Origin of the sequence: Corallococcus sp. RDP092CA (assembly GCF_041903675.1) — a bacterium.
Classification (GTDB): domain Bacteria; phylum Myxococcota; class Myxococcia; order Myxococcales; family Myxococcaceae; genus Corallococcus.
In genome coordinates this window covers 18,176-37,615 of the sequence record NZ_JAYESI010000003.1, presented here as the reverse complement: position 1 = coordinate 37,615, position 19,440 = coordinate 18,176, and the positions used below count along the sequence as shown (strand labels likewise).

Annotated in this window: 15 protein-coding genes; 5 read left to right on the top strand and 10 right to left on the bottom strand. The window is 70.0% G+C overall.

Translation table 11 applies throughout. From position 1 onward, the window contains the following. Window positions 1-42: 42 nt before the first annotated feature. From U8525_RS04440 to U8525_RS04430, 3 genes are all read right to left on the bottom strand, one after another. Window positions 43-1,614, bottom strand: a complete 1,572-nt coding sequence (locus tag U8525_RS04440) for a hypothetical protein (RefSeq protein ID WP_374261573.1) — start codon at window positions 1,612-1,614, stop codon at window positions 43-45. 100 nt (window positions 1,615-1,714) lie between these two features. Continuing rightward, window positions 1,715-3,184 (bottom strand): MFS transporter, encoded by a 1,470-nt coding sequence (locus tag U8525_RS04435; protein ID WP_374261571.1) that lies wholly within the window; start codon window positions 3,182-3,184, stop codon window positions 1,715-1,717. A gap of 86 nt (window positions 3,185-3,270) precedes the next feature. Continuing rightward, entirely contained in the window at window positions 3,271-3,951 is a 681-nt protein-coding gene (locus U8525_RS04430; RefSeq protein ID WP_374261569.1) for an NUDIX hydrolase, read from the bottom strand. A gap of 130 nt (window positions 3,952-4,081) precedes the next feature. Here U8525_RS04430 and U8525_RS04425 point away from each other — a divergent pair, with 130 nt between their 5' ends. The 3 genes from U8525_RS04425 (at window position 4,082) to U8525_RS04415 (ending at window position 10,085) form a co-directional block, all read left to right on the top strand. After that, window positions 4,082-6,472, top strand: a complete 2,391-nt coding sequence (locus U8525_RS04425) for a bifunctional UDP-sugar hydrolase/5'-nucleotidase (RefSeq protein WP_374261567.1) — start codon at window positions 4,082-4,084, stop codon at window positions 6,470-6,472. Next, the gene (locus tag U8525_RS04420) at window positions 6,472-8,457 is read left to right on the top strand and encodes a hypothetical protein (protein ID WP_374261565.1); all 1,986 of its coding nucleotides are present in this window, start codon (window positions 6,472-6,474) and stop codon (window positions 8,455-8,457) included. The genes U8525_RS04425 and U8525_RS04420 overlap by 1 nt, the downstream gene beginning before the upstream one ends. Window positions 8,458-8,552: 95 nt before the next feature. Next, on the top strand, window positions 8,553-10,085 hold the full coding sequence (locus U8525_RS04415) for a hypothetical protein (protein ID WP_374261563.1): 1,533 nt from the start codon (window positions 8,553-8,555) through the stop codon (window positions 10,083-10,085). Between the two features lie 102 nt (window positions 10,086-10,187). Here U8525_RS04415 and U8525_RS04410 read toward each other — a convergent pair whose 3' ends face one another. From U8525_RS04410 to U8525_RS04380, 7 genes are all read right to left on the bottom strand, one after another. Continuing rightward, entirely contained in the window at window positions 10,188-12,026 is a 1,839-nt protein-coding gene (locus U8525_RS04410) for a GspE/PulE family protein (protein WP_374261561.1), read from the bottom strand. Continuing rightward, complete coding sequence (locus U8525_RS04405; protein WP_374261559.1) at window positions 12,023-13,789, bottom strand: MYXO-CTERM sorting domain-containing protein; 1,767 nt, start codon at window positions 13,787-13,789, stop codon at window positions 12,023-12,025. Before U8525_RS04405 ends, U8525_RS04410 begins: the two co-directional genes overlap by 4 nt. A 72-nt stretch (window positions 13,790-13,861) precedes the next feature. Then, window positions 13,862-14,623 carry a uroporphyrinogen-III synthase gene (locus tag U8525_RS04400; RefSeq protein ID WP_374261557.1) on the bottom strand — a complete coding sequence of 254 codons (762 nt, stop codon included), beginning with the start codon at window positions 14,621-14,623 and terminating at the stop codon, window positions 13,862-13,864. A gap of 10 nt (window positions 14,624-14,633) precedes the next feature. Continuing rightward, the gene (hemC, locus tag U8525_RS04395) at window positions 14,634-15,575 is read right to left on the bottom strand and encodes a hydroxymethylbilane synthase (RefSeq protein WP_374261555.1); all 942 of its coding nucleotides are present in this window, start codon (window positions 15,573-15,575) and stop codon (window positions 14,634-14,636) included. After that, window positions 15,572-16,909 carry a glutamyl-tRNA reductase gene (gene hemA, locus U8525_RS04390; protein ID WP_374261553.1) on the bottom strand — a complete coding sequence of 446 codons (1,338 nt, stop codon included), beginning with the start codon at window positions 16,907-16,909 and terminating at the stop codon, window positions 15,572-15,574. The genes hemC and hemA overlap by 4 nt, the downstream gene beginning before the upstream one ends. A 2-nt stretch (window positions 16,910-16,911) precedes the next feature. After that, window positions 16,912-17,724 carry an inner membrane protein YpjD gene (locus U8525_RS04385; RefSeq protein WP_374261551.1) on the bottom strand — a complete coding sequence of 271 codons (813 nt, stop codon included), beginning with the start codon at window positions 17,722-17,724 and terminating at the stop codon, window positions 16,912-16,914. A gap of 45 nt (window positions 17,725-17,769) precedes the next feature. Continuing rightward, window positions 17,770-18,135 (bottom strand): hypothetical protein, encoded by a 366-nt coding sequence (locus tag U8525_RS04380; RefSeq protein WP_374261549.1) that lies wholly within the window; start codon window positions 18,133-18,135, stop codon window positions 17,770-17,772. Between the two features lie 173 nt (window positions 18,136-18,308). Here U8525_RS04380 and trxA point away from each other — a divergent pair, with 173 nt between their 5' ends. Beyond that, window positions 18,309-18,635, top strand: a complete 327-nt coding sequence (gene trxA / locus U8525_RS04375) for a thioredoxin (protein ID WP_374261547.1) — start codon at window positions 18,309-18,311, stop codon at window positions 18,633-18,635. 446 nt (window positions 18,636-19,081) lie between these two features. Continuing rightward, complete coding sequence (locus U8525_RS04370; RefSeq protein ID WP_374261545.1) at window positions 19,082-19,423, top strand: hypothetical protein; 342 nt, start codon at window positions 19,082-19,084, stop codon at window positions 19,421-19,423. The last annotated feature ends 17 nt before the right edge of the window (window positions 19,424-19,440 follow it).

The window sequence follows — 19,440 nt, the reverse complement described above, 5'->3', positions numbered from 1 at the left end:
CGCCGGAAGATACATGCCCCCGGCGCGGGGCTGGCCATCAAATCACGCGCCCTGGCGCCACACGGCCGGCTGGAAGGGCAGCGGCCCCACGGCCTCCGCGCCCTCCTGGCCCCGGGCGAGGTGCTGCATGCGCTGGATGCCGTTGCGATCCAGCACCAGGCGCACCAGCTGCGCGGACTCGTGGCGCACGCCGTCCTCCATGACCGTGAAGCGGAACACCAGGTCCACCGGATAGCGCTTCGCGCCACGGATGTGGCCCACGGAGAAGTCCCCCAGGTCCACGTACTCCAGCGCGAACTCCGGCTCGTCCATGTCGCGCAGGAAGCGCCCCACGTTCAGCCGCAGGATGTCCGTGACGCCGGTGAGGCCGCGCTCGGAGCGGGGCAGCAGCCGCGCGTCCAGCACGATGCGCTTCTGGTAGCGGATGACCGCCTCGGACAGCTCGCCCTGCGACACGGTGAGGAAGTCGTCCTGATGCCGCAGGGAGGACACCGCCGGGGGCACCTTCACCGCCGCGCCGTAGTCCACGCGCTCCTCGCACGTGCCGATGGCGCGCGCCGTGACGGGGTCCACCAGGTCCGTGGTGCGGTCGTACAGGTGCGTGGCGGCCACGCGGCTGAACATGCGCCGCAGCCCTTCCTTGATGCGGTCCTTCATCATGTAGCCGACCACGGCCACCAGGAAGAAGTTGAGGCTCACCTGCGTGAAGCGGACCTGCGCCCAGAGCGCCACCGACGTGGCGAACGCCATGGCCACGCCCGCCGCGATGGCGAACAGCACCTCCTCCCAGCCCTGCCGCCGCTGACGCCGGCGCGAGGCCAGGAAGAGCACGTTCATGCAGAACTTCTTCAGGAAGCCCAGCCGCTGCATGTACTCCTCGTTGTCCCCCGTGGGGCTCAACACGGAGCGCAGCCGGTGCTCCTTGCGGTAGGCCTCCTCCCGCAGCACCGCCTCCATCAGCCCCTTGCGCAGGGACAGCCACGGCCCCGAGCGCGGCAGCGCGTCCATGTCCGCCACCGCGCGGCGGAAGAACTGCTCCACCAGCAGGCTCACGTACTCGTCCACCAGCCGCAGCGACGCGCGCGTCTTCTCCTGGAGCTTCGCCTCGCCGGTGGCGCGCAGCCACGCGCGGAAGCGCTCCAGCACCGCGGGCACGGAGTCCCCCGCCGAGCGCACCACCGACTCCAGGTCCGTGCGCCCCGCATCGCCCGCCTTGGCGTCACAGCGCGTCTCCACCGTCATGGCGAACCTGCGCAGCGCGCCCCGCAGCACGCAGGAGAAGAGCTTCGCCTGGTAGACGACGTCCGCCTCCGGCGCCGCGCCCGTGCGCTGCCACGCCTCCAGCTTCACCAGCGGAGATCCCTCCGACGACAGCAGCTCCCCCAGCTCCATCACCGGCGTCTTGAAGCGCACGTAGTTGTGGATGTCCGCGTAGAAGTCCGCGCGCGGGTACGTCTCCGCGTCGATGTTCAGGCTCGACGGCAGGAAGAGGTAGGCCTCCACCAGGTAGCGCGTCTCGTCCACGCCCGTGGGCTGGTACTCGAGCTTGATCTCGAACTGCTTGCGGTCGTGGACGTCGAACCGGCTGTGGAGTGCTTCGGGGGCCTGGGACACGCCCCCCAGTCTATGTCACAGGCCTGTCACACGGGAGGAGCCCAGACTCCGGGACAGGCGAGCGTCCGGGGTGACACTCCCGGAGCGCGCGCCTGGGGCCTCAACCGTTGGTGCCCGTACGAGGCGGCGTGCCCGGCACGGCGCCCGGGACGACGTCGCCCACCGGCAGGGGCGCCGTCTTCGGCTGGGGCTTCGCGTTCCACACCCGCGAGGCCAGCACCAGGCCCACGACGGCCAGGGGCAGCATGGCCAGGGGCCAGGGCTTCCAGTTGGCCGGGTCCTTCATCGCGTCGCCGGTGGGCAGGATCTTCCCGTAGATGAGCGCGTGGATGGCCGTGCCCGCGTACACCGCGCCGTCGATGATGCCCACGACGATGCCCGCGTTCTTCTTGCCGCCGAAGTCCATGGTGGCCGTGCCGGACAGCATGCCGTGCACGCCGATGACGCACAGGGACATGAAGACCACGGACCAGCCGGCGCCCGCCGTGCCCAGGAGGAACACCGCGCCCACCGCGCCCAGGAGCAGGCCCGCGTAGAGCACCGCGGACACGGGGCCGCGGCGCGAGTCGAAGATGCGGTCGCTGATGACGCCCGCGAACATGCCGCCCAGGATGCCGGCCACGCACGACAGCATGCCCCAGTTGGAGGCCACGAAGCCGCCGCCCTCGCCCACCGCCTTGGCGTACTTGGGGAACCACTGCATCACCGCGTTGCGCAAGAAGCCGCTGCAGAACTCCACGCCCAGGATGATGAGGATGACGCGGTTGCTCAGCACCTTGGCGAAGAGCTGCGGCACGCTCAGCGCCGGGCCCGTCTCCCCGCTGGACGCGTCCGCCACGTCGAAGTCCGGGTGGCCCGTCTGGGACGGCGTGTCGCGGATGACGAACGCGTCCAGCACCAGGAAGCCCCCGAGCAGCGCCGCGGGCACGAAGAACACCCACCACACCGGCGCCGCGTCCGCGATGAAGCGGCACCAGTCGAACGCGAAGTACAGGCCCAGCGAGATGAGGATGCCGAACACGCCGCCCAGCTGGCCGCGCTCGCGCACGTGGAACCACGACGCGTTCACCTTGACGATGGAGACCGCGCCGAAGCTCTGGAAGTACATGTTCACGCTGTAGAGGACCGCGAGCCACACCACCACGCCGCCTGGCGGGACCCAGCCGTTCTGCAGCACCGCGTACACCAGGACGCCCATGGCGATGTTCGCCGCCGCGCTCCCGCCCGCGGACAGCAGGATGGTGAAGCGGCCGCCCAGCTTGTCCGTCAGCGGGCCGTTGAGCAGGAAGGCCACGCCGTAGGTCAGCGTGCCCCAGAAGAAGATGTTGGCGAAGTCCGCGTTGGACGTCTGCCCGCTCATGGCGCTCGTCGCCACGTTGAGGTTGTAGCGCCCCATGTAGAGGAACGCGTACGTCAGGCCCAGCGGGAACCAGTTGAAGAAGCGGCGGCGGCGGAACGCATCGCTGTGCCCCAGCTCCACCTTTGGAAGCCGGGAGAGCACCAGGCCAATGGCCCCGAGCAGGATGACGATGGGGAGCAGCTGGGCCAGCCACGGGGGCAGCGACGACATGCGACGAACCTCGCCAGCGTGAGAAGGAAAGCGGAACGGGGCAGCACCCTACCCCGTCCGTCCCCACCCCGGAAACTCCCAGTGCCTCAGGAGAGCCGGGCGAGCAGCCGCGTGAGGGACACCTCCGTCTTCGCGTCCGCGATGTCACCCCTCCGGCACGCCTCCAACACCGCGTGCAGCGGCCGCCACTGAAGGTGGACGCCCTCCTCCAATGGAGAGCCGTCCCCCTCCACCGCCCCCTGCGCCACGCCGGTGACGTCCACCGCGGCCGGGAAGACCTTCTCCGACAGGATGCCCGGCGCGAGGAAGAACGCGCCGCCCAACAGCTGGATGTCCTCCGGCCGCACCGTGTAGCCCGCCTCCTCCTTCACCTCCTCCGCCGCGCGGCGGCGAAGCCCGTCCTCCCCCTTGTCCGACGGCTCCAGCAGGCCCGCGACGATCTCCTCCACGCGCAGATAGCTCACCGTGTCAGGCACGGTCATGGACGCGGTCTGCTCGCGGCGGAAGTACGCCGCGGGCCGCAGATTCATGCGTGTCAGGACTTCCACGGTTCCGTCCTGCGCGCGGCGGTAGATGAGGACCGACACGGCATCCAGCCGGGGCCGGTCCACCACGTCCACCCGGTACACCGGCGAGGAGGAGCCATCCGCGCGACGGTTGCGGCAGCGCAGCCGGCGCACCCGGAGAAAGCCCTCGTCGCAACGCGCCGTGGCGGAGAAATCCTCGATGATCTCGATGTCAGTCACATTGGAACTGCTGGGACGCATGTCTGCCCGCTCTCCTGATGCCCTGGTAGGTGGAGGTGCCATGGTGGCGTTGCTTGCCCGTGCCCCCTCGATCCCGTAGGTTGCGCCGTCTTCAAGTCGTCACTCCCCACGAATCACGGATCTCCCACGAATGTGTCGCGCACTGCTCGGCCTCTTCTGTGCCCTGGCCCTCGCCTCGTGCATGCCTGTGCTGGAAGGACAGGACTACCACCTCGAGGGTCAGGAGGTGCGGCTTACCCTGCTCCATACCTCTGACATCCACTCGCGCCTCATCCCGTACGACTTCACCCCGCTGAAGACGGACCAGGACCTGGAGCTCATCCCGGAGGCCGGTCCCTTCGGTGGCGCCACGCGCATCGCGTCCATCCTCAAGCGCGAGCGCAAGAAGGGCGACCGCATCCTGCACCTGGACTCCGGTGACTGCTTCCAGGGCGCGCCCATCTTCAACGTGAACACGGGCGAGGCGGAGTTCCGCTTCCTCTCCGAGCAGCACCTGGACGCCGCCGTGGTGGGCAACCACGAGTTCGACGCCGGCGCGCTCAACTTCACCCAGAAGGCGCGCGACTTCGCCAACTTCCCGCTCCTGGCCGCCAACTACTACTGGGACGACCCGAAGACGACGGGCACCAACGGCACCGCCAAGGTGACCAACCCCTACACCATCAAGACGGTGAAGGGCCTGCGGGTGGGCGTCATCGGCATGGCGAACATCTCGTCGCTCAACTCCATCGTGGAGGGCGGCAACAGCATGCAGGTGACGCCGCTGGAGCAGAACGAGGCCGCGCGCTCCTACGTGGAGCTGCTGCGCCCGGTGACGGACCTGATCGTCATCGTCAGCCACCTGGGCCTCACCGAGGACCAGGATCTCATCCAGGGCTACGAGGCCTATTACGAGTATGGCCGCGCCCGGCCCTTCATCGAGCGCGAGCACGACGCCTGGAAGGTGCTGGAGTGGTTCGGCCCCGAGGGCAACGACAAGTCGGTGGTGCGCGTGCACATCGCGGGCGTCAGCGGCATGGACGTGGTGCTGGGCGGCCACCTGCACGTGGTGCTCAACCCGCCGCAGCTCGTCACGGACCCCAGCGGCCGCAAGGTCGTGCTGTCGCACTCGGGCGCGTTCGCCAAGTACGTGGGCCGCCTGGAGCTGGTCGTGAAGATGCCGCAGCACCTGGGCGAGGGCGAGGGCGCCGAGGTCATCAGCCAGGACTACCACGCGTTCCCGGTGGACGGCCTCTGGTGCAACGAGGCGATGCGCAAGTACCGCTTCGACGACGACATCTTCTGGGACCCGGGCGAGTTCATCAACGCGCCGGGCGTGCGCGAGGCCATCGCCGAGTGCGGCCGCCAGGAGGACGCGCAGACCACGGACCTGCTCATCCCGTACCTGCTGGGCATGGACGTGAAGCTGCAGCTCACCTCCATCTTCTCCTACGCCCCGGTGGACGTGCAGCGGCGCAACAACTCCAGCGGCGGTGACTCGCCGCTGGGCAACATCGCCGCGGACTCCATGCGCAAGCGCAACCGCGTGGAGGCGGAGATGGCGCTCACCAACAGCCTGGGCATCCGCGACAACCTCTACGCGGGCGTCGTCACGCAGGAGTCGATGTTCAACGTGTTCCCGTTCGAGAACACCATCAACATCATGTACCTGTCCGGCGTGGAGATGCAGGAGATGTTCGACTTCGTCACCGAGCGCTCCGCGGAGCGCGGGTGCGTGAGCCAGGCGCAGATCTCCGGCGCGCGCTTCACCATGGACTGCGCCCAGGTGCAGCTCAACGACCTGCGCATCGCGTGCACCCCGGCCACGGTGCAGCAGGACTGCCCCCAGGAGAACCGCGAGGGCCACGCGCAGTGGCAGTGCCTGGAGGACACCAGCGGTTCGCGCTGCTGGGCGCACCCGGGCGTCGACATCGAGATCAACGGCAAGCCGCTGGACACCAACGGCACGTACAAGATCGCGGTGAACGACTACATCGCCAAGGGCGGGTCCGGCTTCACGGTGCTCAAGCGCAACACCACGCGCATCGAGACGAACATCAGCCTGCGCGACTCGCTCATCGGCTACATGCAGGGCTTCTGCACCTGCGACGACATGCTCAACGGCCGCGAGACCTCCAGCAACGGCACGCGCTGCGGGTCGCTGGTCAACGGCAAGTGGACGGTGGATGAGAAGACGCTGAACTCCTGCAAGGTGTCCAAGGCCTTCGAGGACGCGCTCAACAACCAGGTGGGCAGCTGCTCCTGCCTGGACATCCTCAACGTGCCCGCGGACGCCGCCAAGCAGCAGCAGGCCATGGCGCAGTGCGGCCTGCCGGACACGACGAAGGAGGCGGCCCTCGCGCAGTGCGCGCTGCCGCAGGGCCCGTCCACCGGCCGCTGCACCTGCCGCGACCTGCTGACGGGCGGCAACCCCACCTGCGGAACGGTGACGAGCCAGCTGCGGACGTTCTGTGAGAGACCCACGGCCATGCCCATCGCGAACGCCATCGAGGATGGCCGCATCGGGCGGAGGGTGAAGTGATGAAGCGGCTCTTCCTGCTGTCCACGCTGGCCCTGGCGGCCGGCTGTTACACGAAGGAGTCCGAGGCCCCCACCGGCCTCACCTCGTTCCGCGTGGAGGTGACCGGCATCACCACCGGCGACTCCAGCGCGGCGCCGCTGCCGGTCGTGAACGCGTGCGCCGCGAAGTACGGCAACGACCAGGCGGCGGTGCCGCCGGAGCTGCGCGGCACGGCGGACTGCCCCTACACCCTGCCCCGCACGGACGTGGACATCACCCTGTCCATCACCGCGCTGGACAGCACGGGCGGGGAGATGACGTCCTTCAACGGGCCGGTGTCCTTCCGGGTCATCCCGGGCGACCTCACCGGTGACTACAGCATGCGCTGGGCGCAGCTCACCAACGGCAAGGGCACCGGCAGCGTGCGCGTGGCCCACCTGTACGGCGAGACGCACGTCTGGGTGCAGGACCAGGACCTGGAGCTGGACTACGCGGACGGCGGCGTCGTGGGCGACCTGTCCCAGCTGCCGCAGCAGCCGGCCACGCGCACCTACGCGACGGGCCTGTCCCCTACCATCCGGTTCGAGGAGCCCTCCCTGGCGACCATCAACACGCCGGAGGGCGGCTCGGAGACGAGCGTCTTCATCAAGCAGTTCATGCGCGTGGGCCGCAACCCGGAGGCCGGCGAGCCGCTGACGCAGAACTGCAGCGACCCGTCCGACCCCAACAACGGCAAGCAGATGATGCTGCTGGTGACGGGCACGGACTCCAGCGGCTTCTACGTCACGGACATGACGGCCTGCCGCGTGCTGGAGAAGAGCGTCCCCGGCGCCAACATCCAGACCGCGGAGCCGGACGGCTACAACCCTGGCCGCTTCAACAGCATCTACATCTACAACTACTCCTTCCCGGAGGGCCTGGACTCCGGCGACCTGCTCTGGACGCTGTCCGGCACGGTGGCCGAGTTCACCAACACCACGCAGATGAGCTTCCCCGCGTGGACGCTGCGGGAGAACGTGCGCCTGCTGCCGCAGGACCAGTGGAACAAGTACCTGGACCAGGTGCCGCCCGTGGAGGTCAACGGCCGGCTGTGTGGCTACAGCGCGTCGCCGTACCTGGACGACATCCTGTGCGGCTACAGCTACAAGAACTACAAGATGGAGAGCCTGGAGTCGTCGCTGGTGAAGCTGCGCCGGGTGAAGTTCCCCAAGGTGTTCCGCAACTGCGACGCCAACGGCAACAACGAGATGCCCATGTTCTGCCCGGTGGGCAGCGGCACGTCGCGCAGCTGGCAGAACTGCTTCGAGGAGCCGCCGGATGATCCGGACCTGCCGGAGCGCCAGTGCGTCATCGACTGCACGCTGGGCATCGGCGAGTACGAGGGCACCATCTGCGCGGAGAAGACGACCTTCACGAACTACGGTCAGTTCGTGGTGGAGATGAACCCCCTGGGCCCCGCGGCCCTGGGCATGGACGAGTCCGTCCCCAACCGCATCATGGGCGTCACGGTGGGCACCACGTCCGTCAAGCCGTCGAAGACGCTGCCCCAGGGCTACCGCCTGAACATCCTCTGCGACCAGCCGGTGCGCGCGCGCTTCGGCACGGACAGCGTCACCGTGGACCAGACGGGCACGCTCATCCCGGCGAACAGCCTCTACGAGTACACCCTGAAGGGCTCCGAGGTGACGGTCGCGCTGGTGCGCGACGCCGCCGCCACGGCCAACGCCAGCTGCAAGGTGGCGCCGGACACGCGCTCGCGCATCAGCCTGCAGATCAAGGACGCGGTGCCGGACCTCAATCCGGACTGCAACGAGAACGACGCCGACGCCGCGAAGGCGCTCCAGTGCAAGCAGCTGCGGGCGGCCACCTTCGACGTCGTGGGCCACCTGAAGCACGTGGGTCCCGCGCGTCCGCGCTGGAACGTCCTGCCGCGAGACCAGGACGACATGTGCTGCTACCCCGGGCCCGGGATGGAGTGCCCGAAGCCCATCAAGCCGTGCCCGTAGTCATCCACCACCTTTGAGCAGTCGCATTCGCGCCCCGGCTCACCGCCGGGGCGCAGGGAGGAGCGGTCTCCCCCGGACCGCTTCCTGGAGGGACATTGAAAACGTTGCAGACCCTGGCCCTGGCGGGCCTGACAACCCTTTCCGCGCCCGCTTGGGCCGGAGACTTCGTGGACACCCGTCTGTCGTTCGTCTTCGCGGACGACAACGTGCTCGCGGGCGCGGGAGAGACCACTCCCAACAGCCCCAACGCGCGGTTTGGCGCGGGCAACCAGAACACGCAGTTCTACGACAACTTCAACACCAAGTTCTCCGGCTTCGAGTCGCTGTCGAACGTCGTGCTCTACAAGCGCATGCCGGCGTTCTTCGAGGGCCTCACCACGGAGGCGGCCCTCACGCTGCTGGTGCTGGAGCGGCCGTCGGGCGGCGTCGACATCCTGGACAACTCCAGCTATGTGCGCCTGAACTACCAGCCGCCGGGCTGGGGTGAGAAGGAAGGCATCTCGCTCACCGGCTTCCCGGTGTCCGCGGACCGCTTCCGGCTGGGCTACGCGTACCGCATCTCCTGGGGCGGCAGCTCCATCTTCACCAACCGCGCCACGGCGGCGGGCGTGCCGGGCGCCAAGCTGCAGCTCACGCGCGACCGCTGGTACGCGTACCTGGGCGGCAAGACGGCGCTGGTGCTCAACGACCTCATCCTGGAGCAGGAGACGCTCTACGGCGTGATGGCGGGCGCGGGCTGGGACATCCTGGACACGCTGCGCGTGGAGGCCGGCGGCGGCTACTTCCAGAAGGGCATCGTCCCGGGCCTGGCGAACCAGTCCATCGAGGCGCCCGTCAACTCCTACGGCGCGTCCGCCCAGGTCGTCTACCACGTGGGCGTGCCGGTGGGCACGAGCGTGGACTTCCGGCTCTACAAGAACGACCCGGAAATCTACCAGCGCTTCTTCGCGCCGGAGCAGTACCCGGGCGGCCTGTCGTACTCCGTCTCGCTGGAGGGCAGCTACCTCACGCAGACCCTCCAGGACCCGGACAAGTTCGGCGCCACCAAGTACCAGGGGGCCACGGCGCTGGCCTTCCAGGGCCGCGCGAAGTGGAACCGGTTCCGCTTCAACGCGCTGGCGCTCGTGCGCAGCCTGTCCTTCATCCAGTTCGACGTGCCGGGCTTCCCGCCGTTCCAGGACTTCCCCACGGGCACCGTGCTGAAGCCGGAAGTCTTCGGCGCGCTGGGGGTGGACTACAACATCGCGGGCCTGCACCTGACGCCGGGCTTCATCATCGGCGCGCAGCAGCCGGCGTCCTTCCGCAGCCCGGTCCCGCTCATGGGCGGCAGCAACCCGCCCCCCGCCCTCACGGGCACGCGCACCGTGGTGGTGCGTGACGCGAACCAGCTGAGCATCCTGCCCAGCACCTGCGGCGGCTCCGGCGCCTGCGAGGCGGAGCTCATCTGGTCCGCCAAGGCCACCTTCCGGTGGGACCTGTCGGAGACGGTCGCGGCGGTGGGCGAGGTCTATTACACCTACGACACCAACCGGACCACGTTCGAGGACGACGTGACGGGCATCGCGCAGCCGAACTTCGAGAAGCCGCACGCGCTGGGCTTCAACACGCTGCTCCAGGCGCGCTTCTAGGCTAGGCCGCCCGCGCCCTTCCCTGTTTCACCGTGGGGCCCGCCGTGAAGCACGGCGGGCCCTTCGTGTTCCTCCGCCTCCGGGCCTCCAGCGAGAGGCCCGCTAGAAGGCGGACGTCATGCGCACCACCTCGTCGAAGGCGGTGAGGCCCTGCGCCAGCTTGCGCACGGCGGCCTCGCGCAGGGTGCGCATGCCACCGCGGCGCGCGGCCTGCGCCAGCTGCTCGTAGGGCGCCTCGCGGGCGATGAGCTCACGCACCTCGCGGGTGGTGGAGACGATCTCGAAGACGCCGGTGCGGCCGGAGAAGCCGGTGCCCCGGCAGCGCACGCACCCCGCGCCCCTGGACAGCTTCACGCCGCCGGGCAGGAGCGGCAGGGGCGCCTGGAGGGCCAGCAGCTCGTCCGGCGTCAGCACCGCCTCCTCCGCGCAGTGCACGCAAACGCGGCGCAGGAGGCGCTGGGCCATGACGCCCAGGAGGCTCTGCGCCAGGAGGAAGGCCGGCACGCCCAGGTCCTTCATGCGCGCCACCGCGCCCAGCGCGTCGTTGGTGTGCAGCGTGGAGAGCACCAGGTGGCCGGTGAGCGCGGCCTGGAGGGCGTTCTCCGCCGTCTCCGCGTCGCGGATCTCGCCCACCATGATGACGTCCGGGTCCTGGCGCAGGATGTGGCGCAGGGCCCCCGCGAAGTCCAGGCCCACCTTGGGCTGCACCTGCACCTGATTGAAGGTGTCCCACACCATCTCGATGGGGTCTTCAATGGTGGTGACGTTGACGTCCGGCCCCGCCACCGCCTTCAGCGCGGAGTAGAGCGTCGTCGTCTTGCCGCTGCCCGTGGGGCCCGTCACCAGGATGAGGCCGTGGGGCTGGTCAATCCAGGACTCGAAGTGGGACTTCTCGTCCGGCTCGAAGCCCAGCTGGGCGATGTCCTGCACCAGCGTCTCCGGGTCGAAGATGCGGATGACGACCTTCTCGCCGAAGGCGGTGGGCAGCGTGGAGACGCGCAGCTCCACCTCGCGGCCGTCGCGCTCCGTCTTGATGCGGCCGTCCTGGGGGCGGCGCTTCTCGGAGATGTCGATGCGCGCCAGCATCTTCACTCGCGACACGATGGGCGGGTGCACCGGCGCGGGCAGCGTGTAGACCGGGTGCAGCACACCGTCGATGCGCAGCCGCACCACGGCGGTGGCCCGCTTGGGCTCGATGTGGATGTCCGACGCGCGGTTGTCAAACGCGTAGCGCAGGAGGTAGTCCACCGCCTGCACCACCGGCCGGTCCGACGCCTCCAGCTCCTGGGTGCCGCTGAGCGACACCAGCTGCTCGAAGTTGGCGATCTGCGACTGCGCGTCGCCGAAGTCGTCCGCGGCCCTGGCCAGCGTCTTCTTGAAGCCGTAGATGTCCGCGATGGAGCGCAGGATGTCCGTCTTCGCGGACAGCACGGGCTCCACCGGCACGCCGGTGAGGCGGTGGAAGGACTCGAAGAGCTCGCGGTCGAAGGGGTTGGCCACCGCCACGCGCAGCCGCCCCTGTTCGGTGCGCTCCAGGGGCAGCAGCACGTGCTTCTGCGCGTAGGGCCGGGACACCGTGCGGGTGGCCAGCGCCATGTCCATCTTCAGCGGATCCAGCTTCCGGTAGGGCAGCCCCGCGGCGTGCGCGGCCGCCTCCGTGACGCGGTCCTCGTCCAGCACGCCCCGCCCGCCCGGCGCGGGAATCTGGAACGCCGCCACCAGCTCCACGGGCGACACGTCATAGCGGGCCGCGTCCTTGCCCGTGCCGCCCTGCGCCTTGAGGACGCGGGCGCGCGCGCTGGGCTCCCTCGCCAGCACCTCCTGCGCCTGTTGCGGGGACAGCAGGCGCTGGGACACCAGGGCTTCCAGGAGGAAGCCCAGGGTGAAGTCCGTGGCGCCGCGCGAGGGGCCGCTGCTTCCGGGGGGGGCCGCCTGGGTCACACGTTCCTCTTTCTGCGGGTGGCCAGGAACAACACCCCGAGCCCCACCAGGAATGCCGCCGAGCTGGGCGCGCTCTGGCAGCCGCAGCCGCCGGGGCTGTGGTTGGGGGCGTCCGTGCCGCCGTCCACCGGGGGAGGAGGCGGCGTGCCGCCGTCGCTGCACAGCGTGCAGGTGCCGCCGTCCGTCTGCGCGTAGGGGTCGTAGCACTGACCGCCGTTGCCGCAGTACAGGCCGTTGGGGCAGTCCTGGTTGGAGCGGCAGGCGGCGATGCAGGCGGACCCTTCCGCGAACGGCACGCACTGGAGCGGCGAGGCGCAGGTGCCGGCGGCGCAGTCCTTGAAGCAGAAGCGGTCCTCGCCCGTGCCCGCCGGGCGGCAGGTGCTGCCGGCGGCGCACGTGCAGGTGGACACCGAGCAGGGCTGCGAACAGACGCCCTGCGGGTTCCCGTTGAGCTTCAGGCACTGCAGGTTGGTGCCGCACTCCGAGTCCTGGAGGCACGGGTCGCCCTCGACGCGCGGGCCCGTCTTCTGCTGGATGCAGGTGTGGTCGCAGGAGCTGCAGGCGTAGTTGCTGCCGCAGTCGCTGTTGGTGGCGCAGTCCGCGACGCACACGGTGCCGCCGTTGTCGGGCAGCGTGTTGCAGGTATAGCCCTCGCGACAGTCACCCTTGCCCGGGCGGCAGTCCTTCAGGCAGCGCTTGCCCACGGAGCCCACGGTGGCGCACGTGGAGCCGGTGGGGCAGTCCGCGGTGGCGATGCAGGACTCCGTGCAGTAGCCGTCCTTCCACGCCGGGAAGGCGGTGGTGCTGTCCGCGTCCGTGAGGCAGCGCGAGTCCGCCGCGCCGCACGTGGAGGCGTTGGTGCAGGGATTGCCCACCTTGGTGCCCGTACCGAAGGGCTCCGGCAGGCACGCGTACTGCGAGCCGGAGACGAGGGTTGACGCGAGGCACTGATACGGCGCGGGGCAGAAGCCCGGCGTCCCGGACGGGCACGCCTTGGTGCAGATCTTCAGGGTCGCGCCGCTGGTGGTGGAGGAGGTGGTGACGCAGGTGAGGCCCGCGCCGCACGCGGTGGAGTCACACGGCGAGCCCACCGCGCCCGTCTGGGGGTAGTGCTTGCAGAGCGCGCCCTTGTCGTAGGACGTCAGGGCGCGCCGCTGGATGCCCGGGTCCAGCGAGAAGTACATCACCGCGTCCGTGTAGAAGTACGTGCTGCCCAGGCCCAGGCAGTGGCCCACCTCGCGCATCACCGCCGTCTGGATGTCGACGAAGCCCGCCGGCGTGGGGGACAGCGTGGTGAACTTGTAACTCACGGCGTTGAGGAAGATGTCGCACTGGTAGACATAGCCGCTGTGGCGCAGCGGCACCGCGGCCGCCACGCTGTCGCCAGCGTTGAGCACGTCCTTGAATTCGGTGCTGTTGGGGTCGGTGACCCAGATGGCGGCGACGCTGAAGCCGTCCAGGCGGTCGTTCACGTCCGGGATGGGGACGATGGCGGAGCGGCCCTTGTACGTGAAGGCGGGCCAGGCACAGTCCACGTCCTGCCAGGCCTGGAAGGCCTTCTTCACCGCGTCTTCCACCAGGGACAGGTCATTGCCCGCCGGGCTGTTGTTGCGCGCGTCCAGGTAGTAGGGGAACGGGTCCTGGCTGCTGTTGAGCACCCAGTGATCCAGGAACTGGTAGTCCTCCTGCGACTGGGCGTGCGCGGTCGCGGCCAGCGCCAGCAGTCCAAGGAAGAAGACACTCTGCTTCGACCCACGAATCATCACCCGCACCTCATCGCGTCACGTCCGCACGGGGGCGCCTGACTGGCGCCCGGACGTCACCGGGCGGACAGTCTATCCGTGAACGGCGCGAACGGTGGCATCCACCAGCGCCTCGGGCGTGGGGCGCTCCGCGACGGCGGCCACGGGGATGCCCAGCTGTGTCAGCGCCGTCGCCGTGGTCGGGCCGATGGCCACCACCTTCGCGGACGCCAGCGGCTCGCGGCCCACGCCCTCCACGAAGGCCTCCGCGGTGCGCGGCGAGGCGAAGAGCACCACCTGGGGCGGCGCCCCGGCCAGTTGGGCCAGCGCCTCCGGTTCGACGGCGGCCGGAGCGCTGCGGTAGGCCGTCACGCGCGTGACGCGCACGCCCAGGTCGCGCAGGCCGTCCTCCAGCTCCCGCCGCCCCTCCTCGGCCGCCGGCAGGAGCACGTCGTCGTCCGGCCCCAGCATGTCCCGCAGCGCGGTGAAGAGCGCCGCGCCGGTGCCCTCGTCGGGCTCGGCCTCCACCTTCAGGCCGTAGCCCTCCACGGCCCTCGCGGTGCGCGGCCCCACGGCGGCCAGCTTCACGCGGGACAGCCGGTCCAGCGTGCCCGCGAGCCGCAGGGCGTCCACGAAGGCCTCCACGGCGGAGGGGCTGGCGAACACCACCCAGTGGTAGCGCTGCACGTGCTCGGCCGCGGACGCGAGCGGGCGCGGATCCTCCGGCGGGTGCAGCTCCAGGAGCGGCAGGCTGACGACGTCCGCGCCCTCGTCCTCCAGGAGGAAGCACAGCTCCTCGGCCCGCTCACGGGGGCGCGTCACCAAGACTCGGATGCCATCCAGTCGCCGATCCACGGGCGGCACTCTAGGCGCGGGACGCGCCTTCGCGGCGGCCGAAATCGCGCAGGATGTCCCCGGCCCCGCGCGACAGGAGCTCCTCCGCGAGCGCCTCGCCCAGCCGCTCCGCTTCCGGTACGGGGCCCTTCACCTCGCCCCGCACCACCCGCGAACCGTCCGGCCGGCCCACCAGGCCGCGCAGGTACACCTGGCCGTCCTCCACCGTGGCGTGGCCAGCCAGCGGCACGGTGCAGCCTCCCTCCAGCTTCGCCAGGAAGGCGCGCTCGGCCCGCACCGCGTTGCGCGTGGCGAGGTCCTCCAGGGGCTGAAGCAGCGCGCGCACGTCCGCGTCCGACTCGCGGCACTGGATGGCCAGCACGCCCTGCCCCACCGCCGGCAGGCTCTCCGCCACCGGCACCACCTGGGTGATGTGGTGGTCCAGGCCCAGGCGCTTGAGCCCCGCCGCCGCGAGCATGGCGCCCGCGAGCCCCAGCTCGCGCGTCTTCTGCAGCCGCGTCTGCACGTTGCCGCGCAGGGAGACGATCTCCAGGTCCGGGCGGCGCGCGCGCAGGATGCAGCTGCGCCGCAGCGACGACGTGCCCACCTTCGCGCCCGCGGGCAGCAGGGCCAGCGTGTGCCCCTCCGGGCTGCAGAACGCGTCGCGCGGATCCTCGCGCGTGGGCACCGCCGCCAGGATGAGCCCCTCCGGGAACACCGAAGTCATGTCCTTCAGGCTGTGCACCGCCACGTCCGCGCGGTCGTCGAGCAGCGCCTGCTCGATCTCCTTCACGAACAGGCCCTTGCCGCCCACCGCGGACAGGGGCGCGGAGAGGAAGCGGTCGCCCTCGGTGGTCATCTTCACCAGGGTGACCTCCAGGCCGGGGTTGCGCTGGGTGAGCAGCGAGGCCACGTGATTCGCCTGCCACAGCGCCAGCGGGCTCTCCCGCGTCGCGATCCGCACCGTCCTCATCGCCGGCTCCCGGTGGCCACCACCGTGTTGCGCGCGTCCACCGGGGCCGCGGCCTCTTCCGGCGCGATGGCGGCGGCCTCCGCCTCCGTGAGGCCGAACAGCTCCGCGGCGGCGCCCGCCAGCCGGTTGCCCTCGCCCTGGGGCCCCACGGCGCGCAGGCGCGCGGTGGGCTCATGCAGTAGCTTGTTCACGATGGCGCGTCCCATGGCCTCGATGCTCTTCTTCTGCTTGTCGGTGAGCCCGTCGCCCAGCCCCAGCAGCGTGCGCTCCACCTCCGCGCGGGCGATGGCCTCCGCGCGCTGCCGCAGGCGCGCCAGCACCGGCATGCCGTCGCGCAGCGCGCGCTCCCGGGCGAAGCGCGCCACCTCCTGCGCCACCAGCCCGCCCGCCTTGTGCGCCTCTTCCGCGCGCGCGGCGGCGTTGTCCGCGACGAACTTCTGGATGTCGTCCACGTCGTACGCGTGCACCCAGTCTAGGGTGCCCACCGCCGGGTCGATGTCTCGCGGCACCGCCAGGTCCACCATGAACAGCGGCCGCCCCTTGCGGGCCTTGCCCAGCGCGCCCACGTTGTCGCGCGTGAAGAGGGGCACCTGCGACGCGGTGCTCGTCACCACCACGTCCGCGGCGGCGAGCCACGTGAGGAGCTCCTCGAAGGGCTTCGCCACGCCGCCCACCTCCGCCGCCAGCGCCTCCGCGCGCGCGAGCGTGCGGTTGGTGACGAGGAGCTTCCCGGCGCCCGCGTTCTTCAGGTGCCGCGCCGCCAGCTCCCCCATCTCCCCCGCGCCCACCACCAGCACGGTCTTGTCCTTGAGCCCGTCGAACACCTTGCTGGCCAGCTGCACGGCCGCGGACGCCATGGACGTCGCCGCGCGGCCCACCGCCGTCTCCGTGCGCACGCGCTTGGCGCAGCCGAACGCCGCCGCGCACGCGCGCGTCAGCTCCCCGCGCACCGCGCCCGCGCCCTGGCCGCGCTCGAAGGCGTCCTTCACCTGGCCCAGGATCTGCGCCTCGCCCAGCACCATGGAGTCCAGGCTGGACGCCACGCGGAACAGGTGCACGAGCGCCGCCTCGCCCTGGTGTTCATACAGGTGCTCCAGCGCCTCCGCGCCGCCCAGCGATTGCAGCGTCTCCCGCACGCGCTCGCGCGCCTGGTCCATGTTGGGGGCCGCCAGATACACCTCGACGCGGTTGCACGTGGACACCCAGAGCGCCTCCACGGGCGCCTGGGCCAGCCGCTGCAACACCTCCGTCTGCCGGGCTTCCGGCAATGCCAGCCGCTCACGGACCCCCAGGGGCGCGGTGCGGTGTGACACGCCAATGCAGATGAAATCCATGACTACGGCATCCCCGGGCCAGCGGCGGACAGGTCGTAGGACGACAGGAAGGAGACCAGCACCAGACAGAAGCCGGCCATGGTGAGCAGCGCCACCCGCCGGCCTCTCCAGCCCGCGAAGATGCGCGCGTTGACGAGCGCGGCGAACATGCCCCAGGCGACGAAGGTCGCCACGTGCTTGGCTTCCAGGGCCCAGGTGAGCCCCCGCAACGTGGTGGTGAACAGCGCGCCCGTCGCCAGCGTCAGCGACAGCGCGATGAAGCCCCACACCACGAGCCGCCGGTTGAGCGTGTCCAGGAACTCCAGGGACGGCAGCCGCGAGAAGAGCAGCCCGAAGTGCTTGGCCTTCACCTCCCGCTCCATCAGCAGGTACATGACGCCCACCCCCGCCGCCACGCCGAACGCCGTCATGCCCAGCAGCGCGATGACGACATGCACCGGCAGCAGCGGCTGGCGCACGGCGTCCGGCAGCACCGTGGACCCGCCGTGCAGCAACATGCCGATGAGCAGCACCGCCACCGCCAGCGGCGTGAGGAACGCGCCGATGACGGGCTTGCGGTAGCGCATGTCCAGCGCCAGGAACAGCGCCAGCAGCAGGAAGGCGAAGGTGGACATGCCCTGCGCGGGCCCCATCAGCCGCCCTCCCTGCGCCCCCAGCATCTCAATGAGGGCGACGCAATGCATCAAAAGCCCGGTCCCCACCAGCACCCGGCCGGTGACGGCGAGCACCTGGGATTGACGGACCAGGAAGGCGAGGTAGACGAGCGCGGCCAGACCGTAGGCGTGGCAGGCGAGCGAGACGAGCGTATGGCTCATGGCGGCAGGCTCATAACCCCGGCCGAGGAGACATTCAGTCCGGCCTCAGCCCATTTTATTGAGAATGAAGGCCGCCAGGAGGTCGGTCTCCGAATTGGGCTTGCGTTCGGGCGCGGGCGCGCCCACCTCCGCCACATAGCCCGGAACCACTTCATAGGCGGAGTCCCCCACCAGGATGGAGTCGGCCATCTGCTCGGCGCCCAGGCGGCCCAGCTGCTCCTCGGTCTTCACCCGGGAGACGAGCTGGTGGGTGTCCTCCCCGGACACCAGCTGCACCACGTGGACGGCGGGCGTGAGCGGCCAGTCGCTCCCTCCCTCGGCGGCGACCACCAGGCGGCCCTCGCGCAGGTCTGCTTTGTCCGCCAGCGCCCACTCCTCAAGCTGGGCCTGGGACAGGAAGAGCTTCGTCACGTCCCCCAGCCTACACCACCGCCTCGCCGGACGGGCCGGAAATGGGGTGCAACCCCCGGCAAGATGCGGCATCCGTTCCACCGAGGCAGCCCGGCATTCCCGCCCCTTCAGGCACCCGCCGGACCCGACGTTCAGGAAGCACCCTACTCAAGCCGTAGACACGAGGAGACGACATGGCTGGCGACGTGATCAACATCGGTGACTCGGACTTCCAGACGCAGGTCCTGGACTCGCAACAACCCGTGCTCGTGGACTTCTGGGCCACCTGGTGCGCGCCCTGCCGCGCCATCGCGCCCTCCGTCGAGGCGCTGTCCGCCCAGTACAAGGGCCAGGTGAAGTTCGCGAAGATGGACATCGACGCGAACCAGGACACGCCCCAGAAGTATGGCATCCGCTCCATCCCCACCCTGCTGCTCTTCAAGGGCGGCAAGGTCGTGGAGCAGATCGTCGGCGCGGTGCCGAAGTCGCGCATCGAGGACGTGGTCCGGAAGAATCTCTGAGCCCGGTTGTTCCCGGCGACGGGCGCGCCCTGCTCGCGCGCCCCGTCTCCCGCACGTCCCCTCCCGCCCACGGCGCGCCTGGCCCCCACCGCCAGGACTCCCCGCCCGGTGAGAGGGGACGTCGCGTCTGGGCCACCAACCAGACACCCGGGCGCGACACGGCTCCCGGTTCGATATGTCTGTAGAAAGACAACGGCCGCGACGGTAAGGGCTTTCACTTACCGGGTGCTGGGCACCCCCTGACGCAGACAATTCTCTGCGCTTGAGACAAGTCACCGCTTGGGACGACTGGACGATCCTCCCGTCATGTTTTGTTCAACAGACATTGAAATTGCATTACGAGTCAAACACGACCCCAACTTGTCTTGTTGACAGAGTTCGCCACACCAGACACAAGACATGGATACACGCCTGTCTTGATTGGCGAGTTTCTACGGGAGTTTTTCATGGCACGCCTTCGCAAAGAATTGACCACGCAAGCACCACTGACCCCTGCCCTGACGTCGTGGGCGGAGGCGCTGGGTGATGCGATCGGCCGCGGCATGCTGCGCGCGCTGAACACGGGGATGCCGGGCATGGGCGCCATCGCGGCGTCACCGGGCAACGGCGCGGTGATGGCGGGGCGCCGCCGCGGCCGTCCCCCGAAGACGGTGGCGGGCGGGCCGGTGCCCATGGACCGCCGCTGCACGGTCAATGGCTGCACCCGCGAGCAGCGCTCCAAGGGCCTGTGTTCCGCGCACTACCAGGCCGAGCGCCGCAGGCAGATTGCCTCCGGCAAGCCCGCCTGAAGTCCCCGCGCCGGGCC

Coding starts and splice junctions, on each gene's coding strand:
- U8525_RS04435 (WP_374261571.1), bottom strand. CDS start 3,184: ATGTCGTCGCTGCCCCCGTGGCTGGCCCAGCTGCTCCCCATCGTCATC.
- U8525_RS04430 (WP_374261569.1), bottom strand. CDS start 3,951: ATGCGTCCCAGCAGTTCCAATGTGACTGACATCGAGATCATCGAGGAT.
- U8525_RS04425 (WP_374261567.1), top strand. CDS start 4,082: ATGTGTCGCGCACTGCTCGGCCTCTTCTGTGCCCTGGCCCTCGCCTCG.
- U8525_RS04420 (WP_374261565.1), top strand. CDS start 6,472: ATGAAGCGGCTCTTCCTGCTGTCCACGCTGGCCCTGGCGGCCGGCTGT.
- U8525_RS04405 (WP_374261559.1), bottom strand. CDS start 13,789: ATGATTCGTGGGTCGAAGCAGAGTGTCTTCTTCCTTGGACTGCTGGCG.
- hemC (WP_374261555.1), bottom strand. CDS start 15,575: ATGAGGACGGTGCGGATCGCGACGCGGGAGAGCCCGCTGGCGCTGTGG.
- hemA (WP_374261553.1), bottom strand. CDS start 16,909: ATGGATTTCATCTGCATTGGCGTGTCACACCGCACCGCGCCCCTGGGG.
- U8525_RS04385 (WP_374261551.1), bottom strand. CDS start 17,724: ATGAGCCATACGCTCGTCTCGCTCGCCTGCCACGCCTACGGTCTGGCC.
- trxA (WP_374261547.1), top strand. CDS start 18,309: ATGGCTGGCGACGTGATCAACATCGGTGACTCGGACTTCCAGACGCAG.
- U8525_RS04370 (WP_374261545.1), top strand. CDS start 19,082: ATGGCACGCCTTCGCAAAGAATTGACCACGCAAGCACCACTGACCCCT.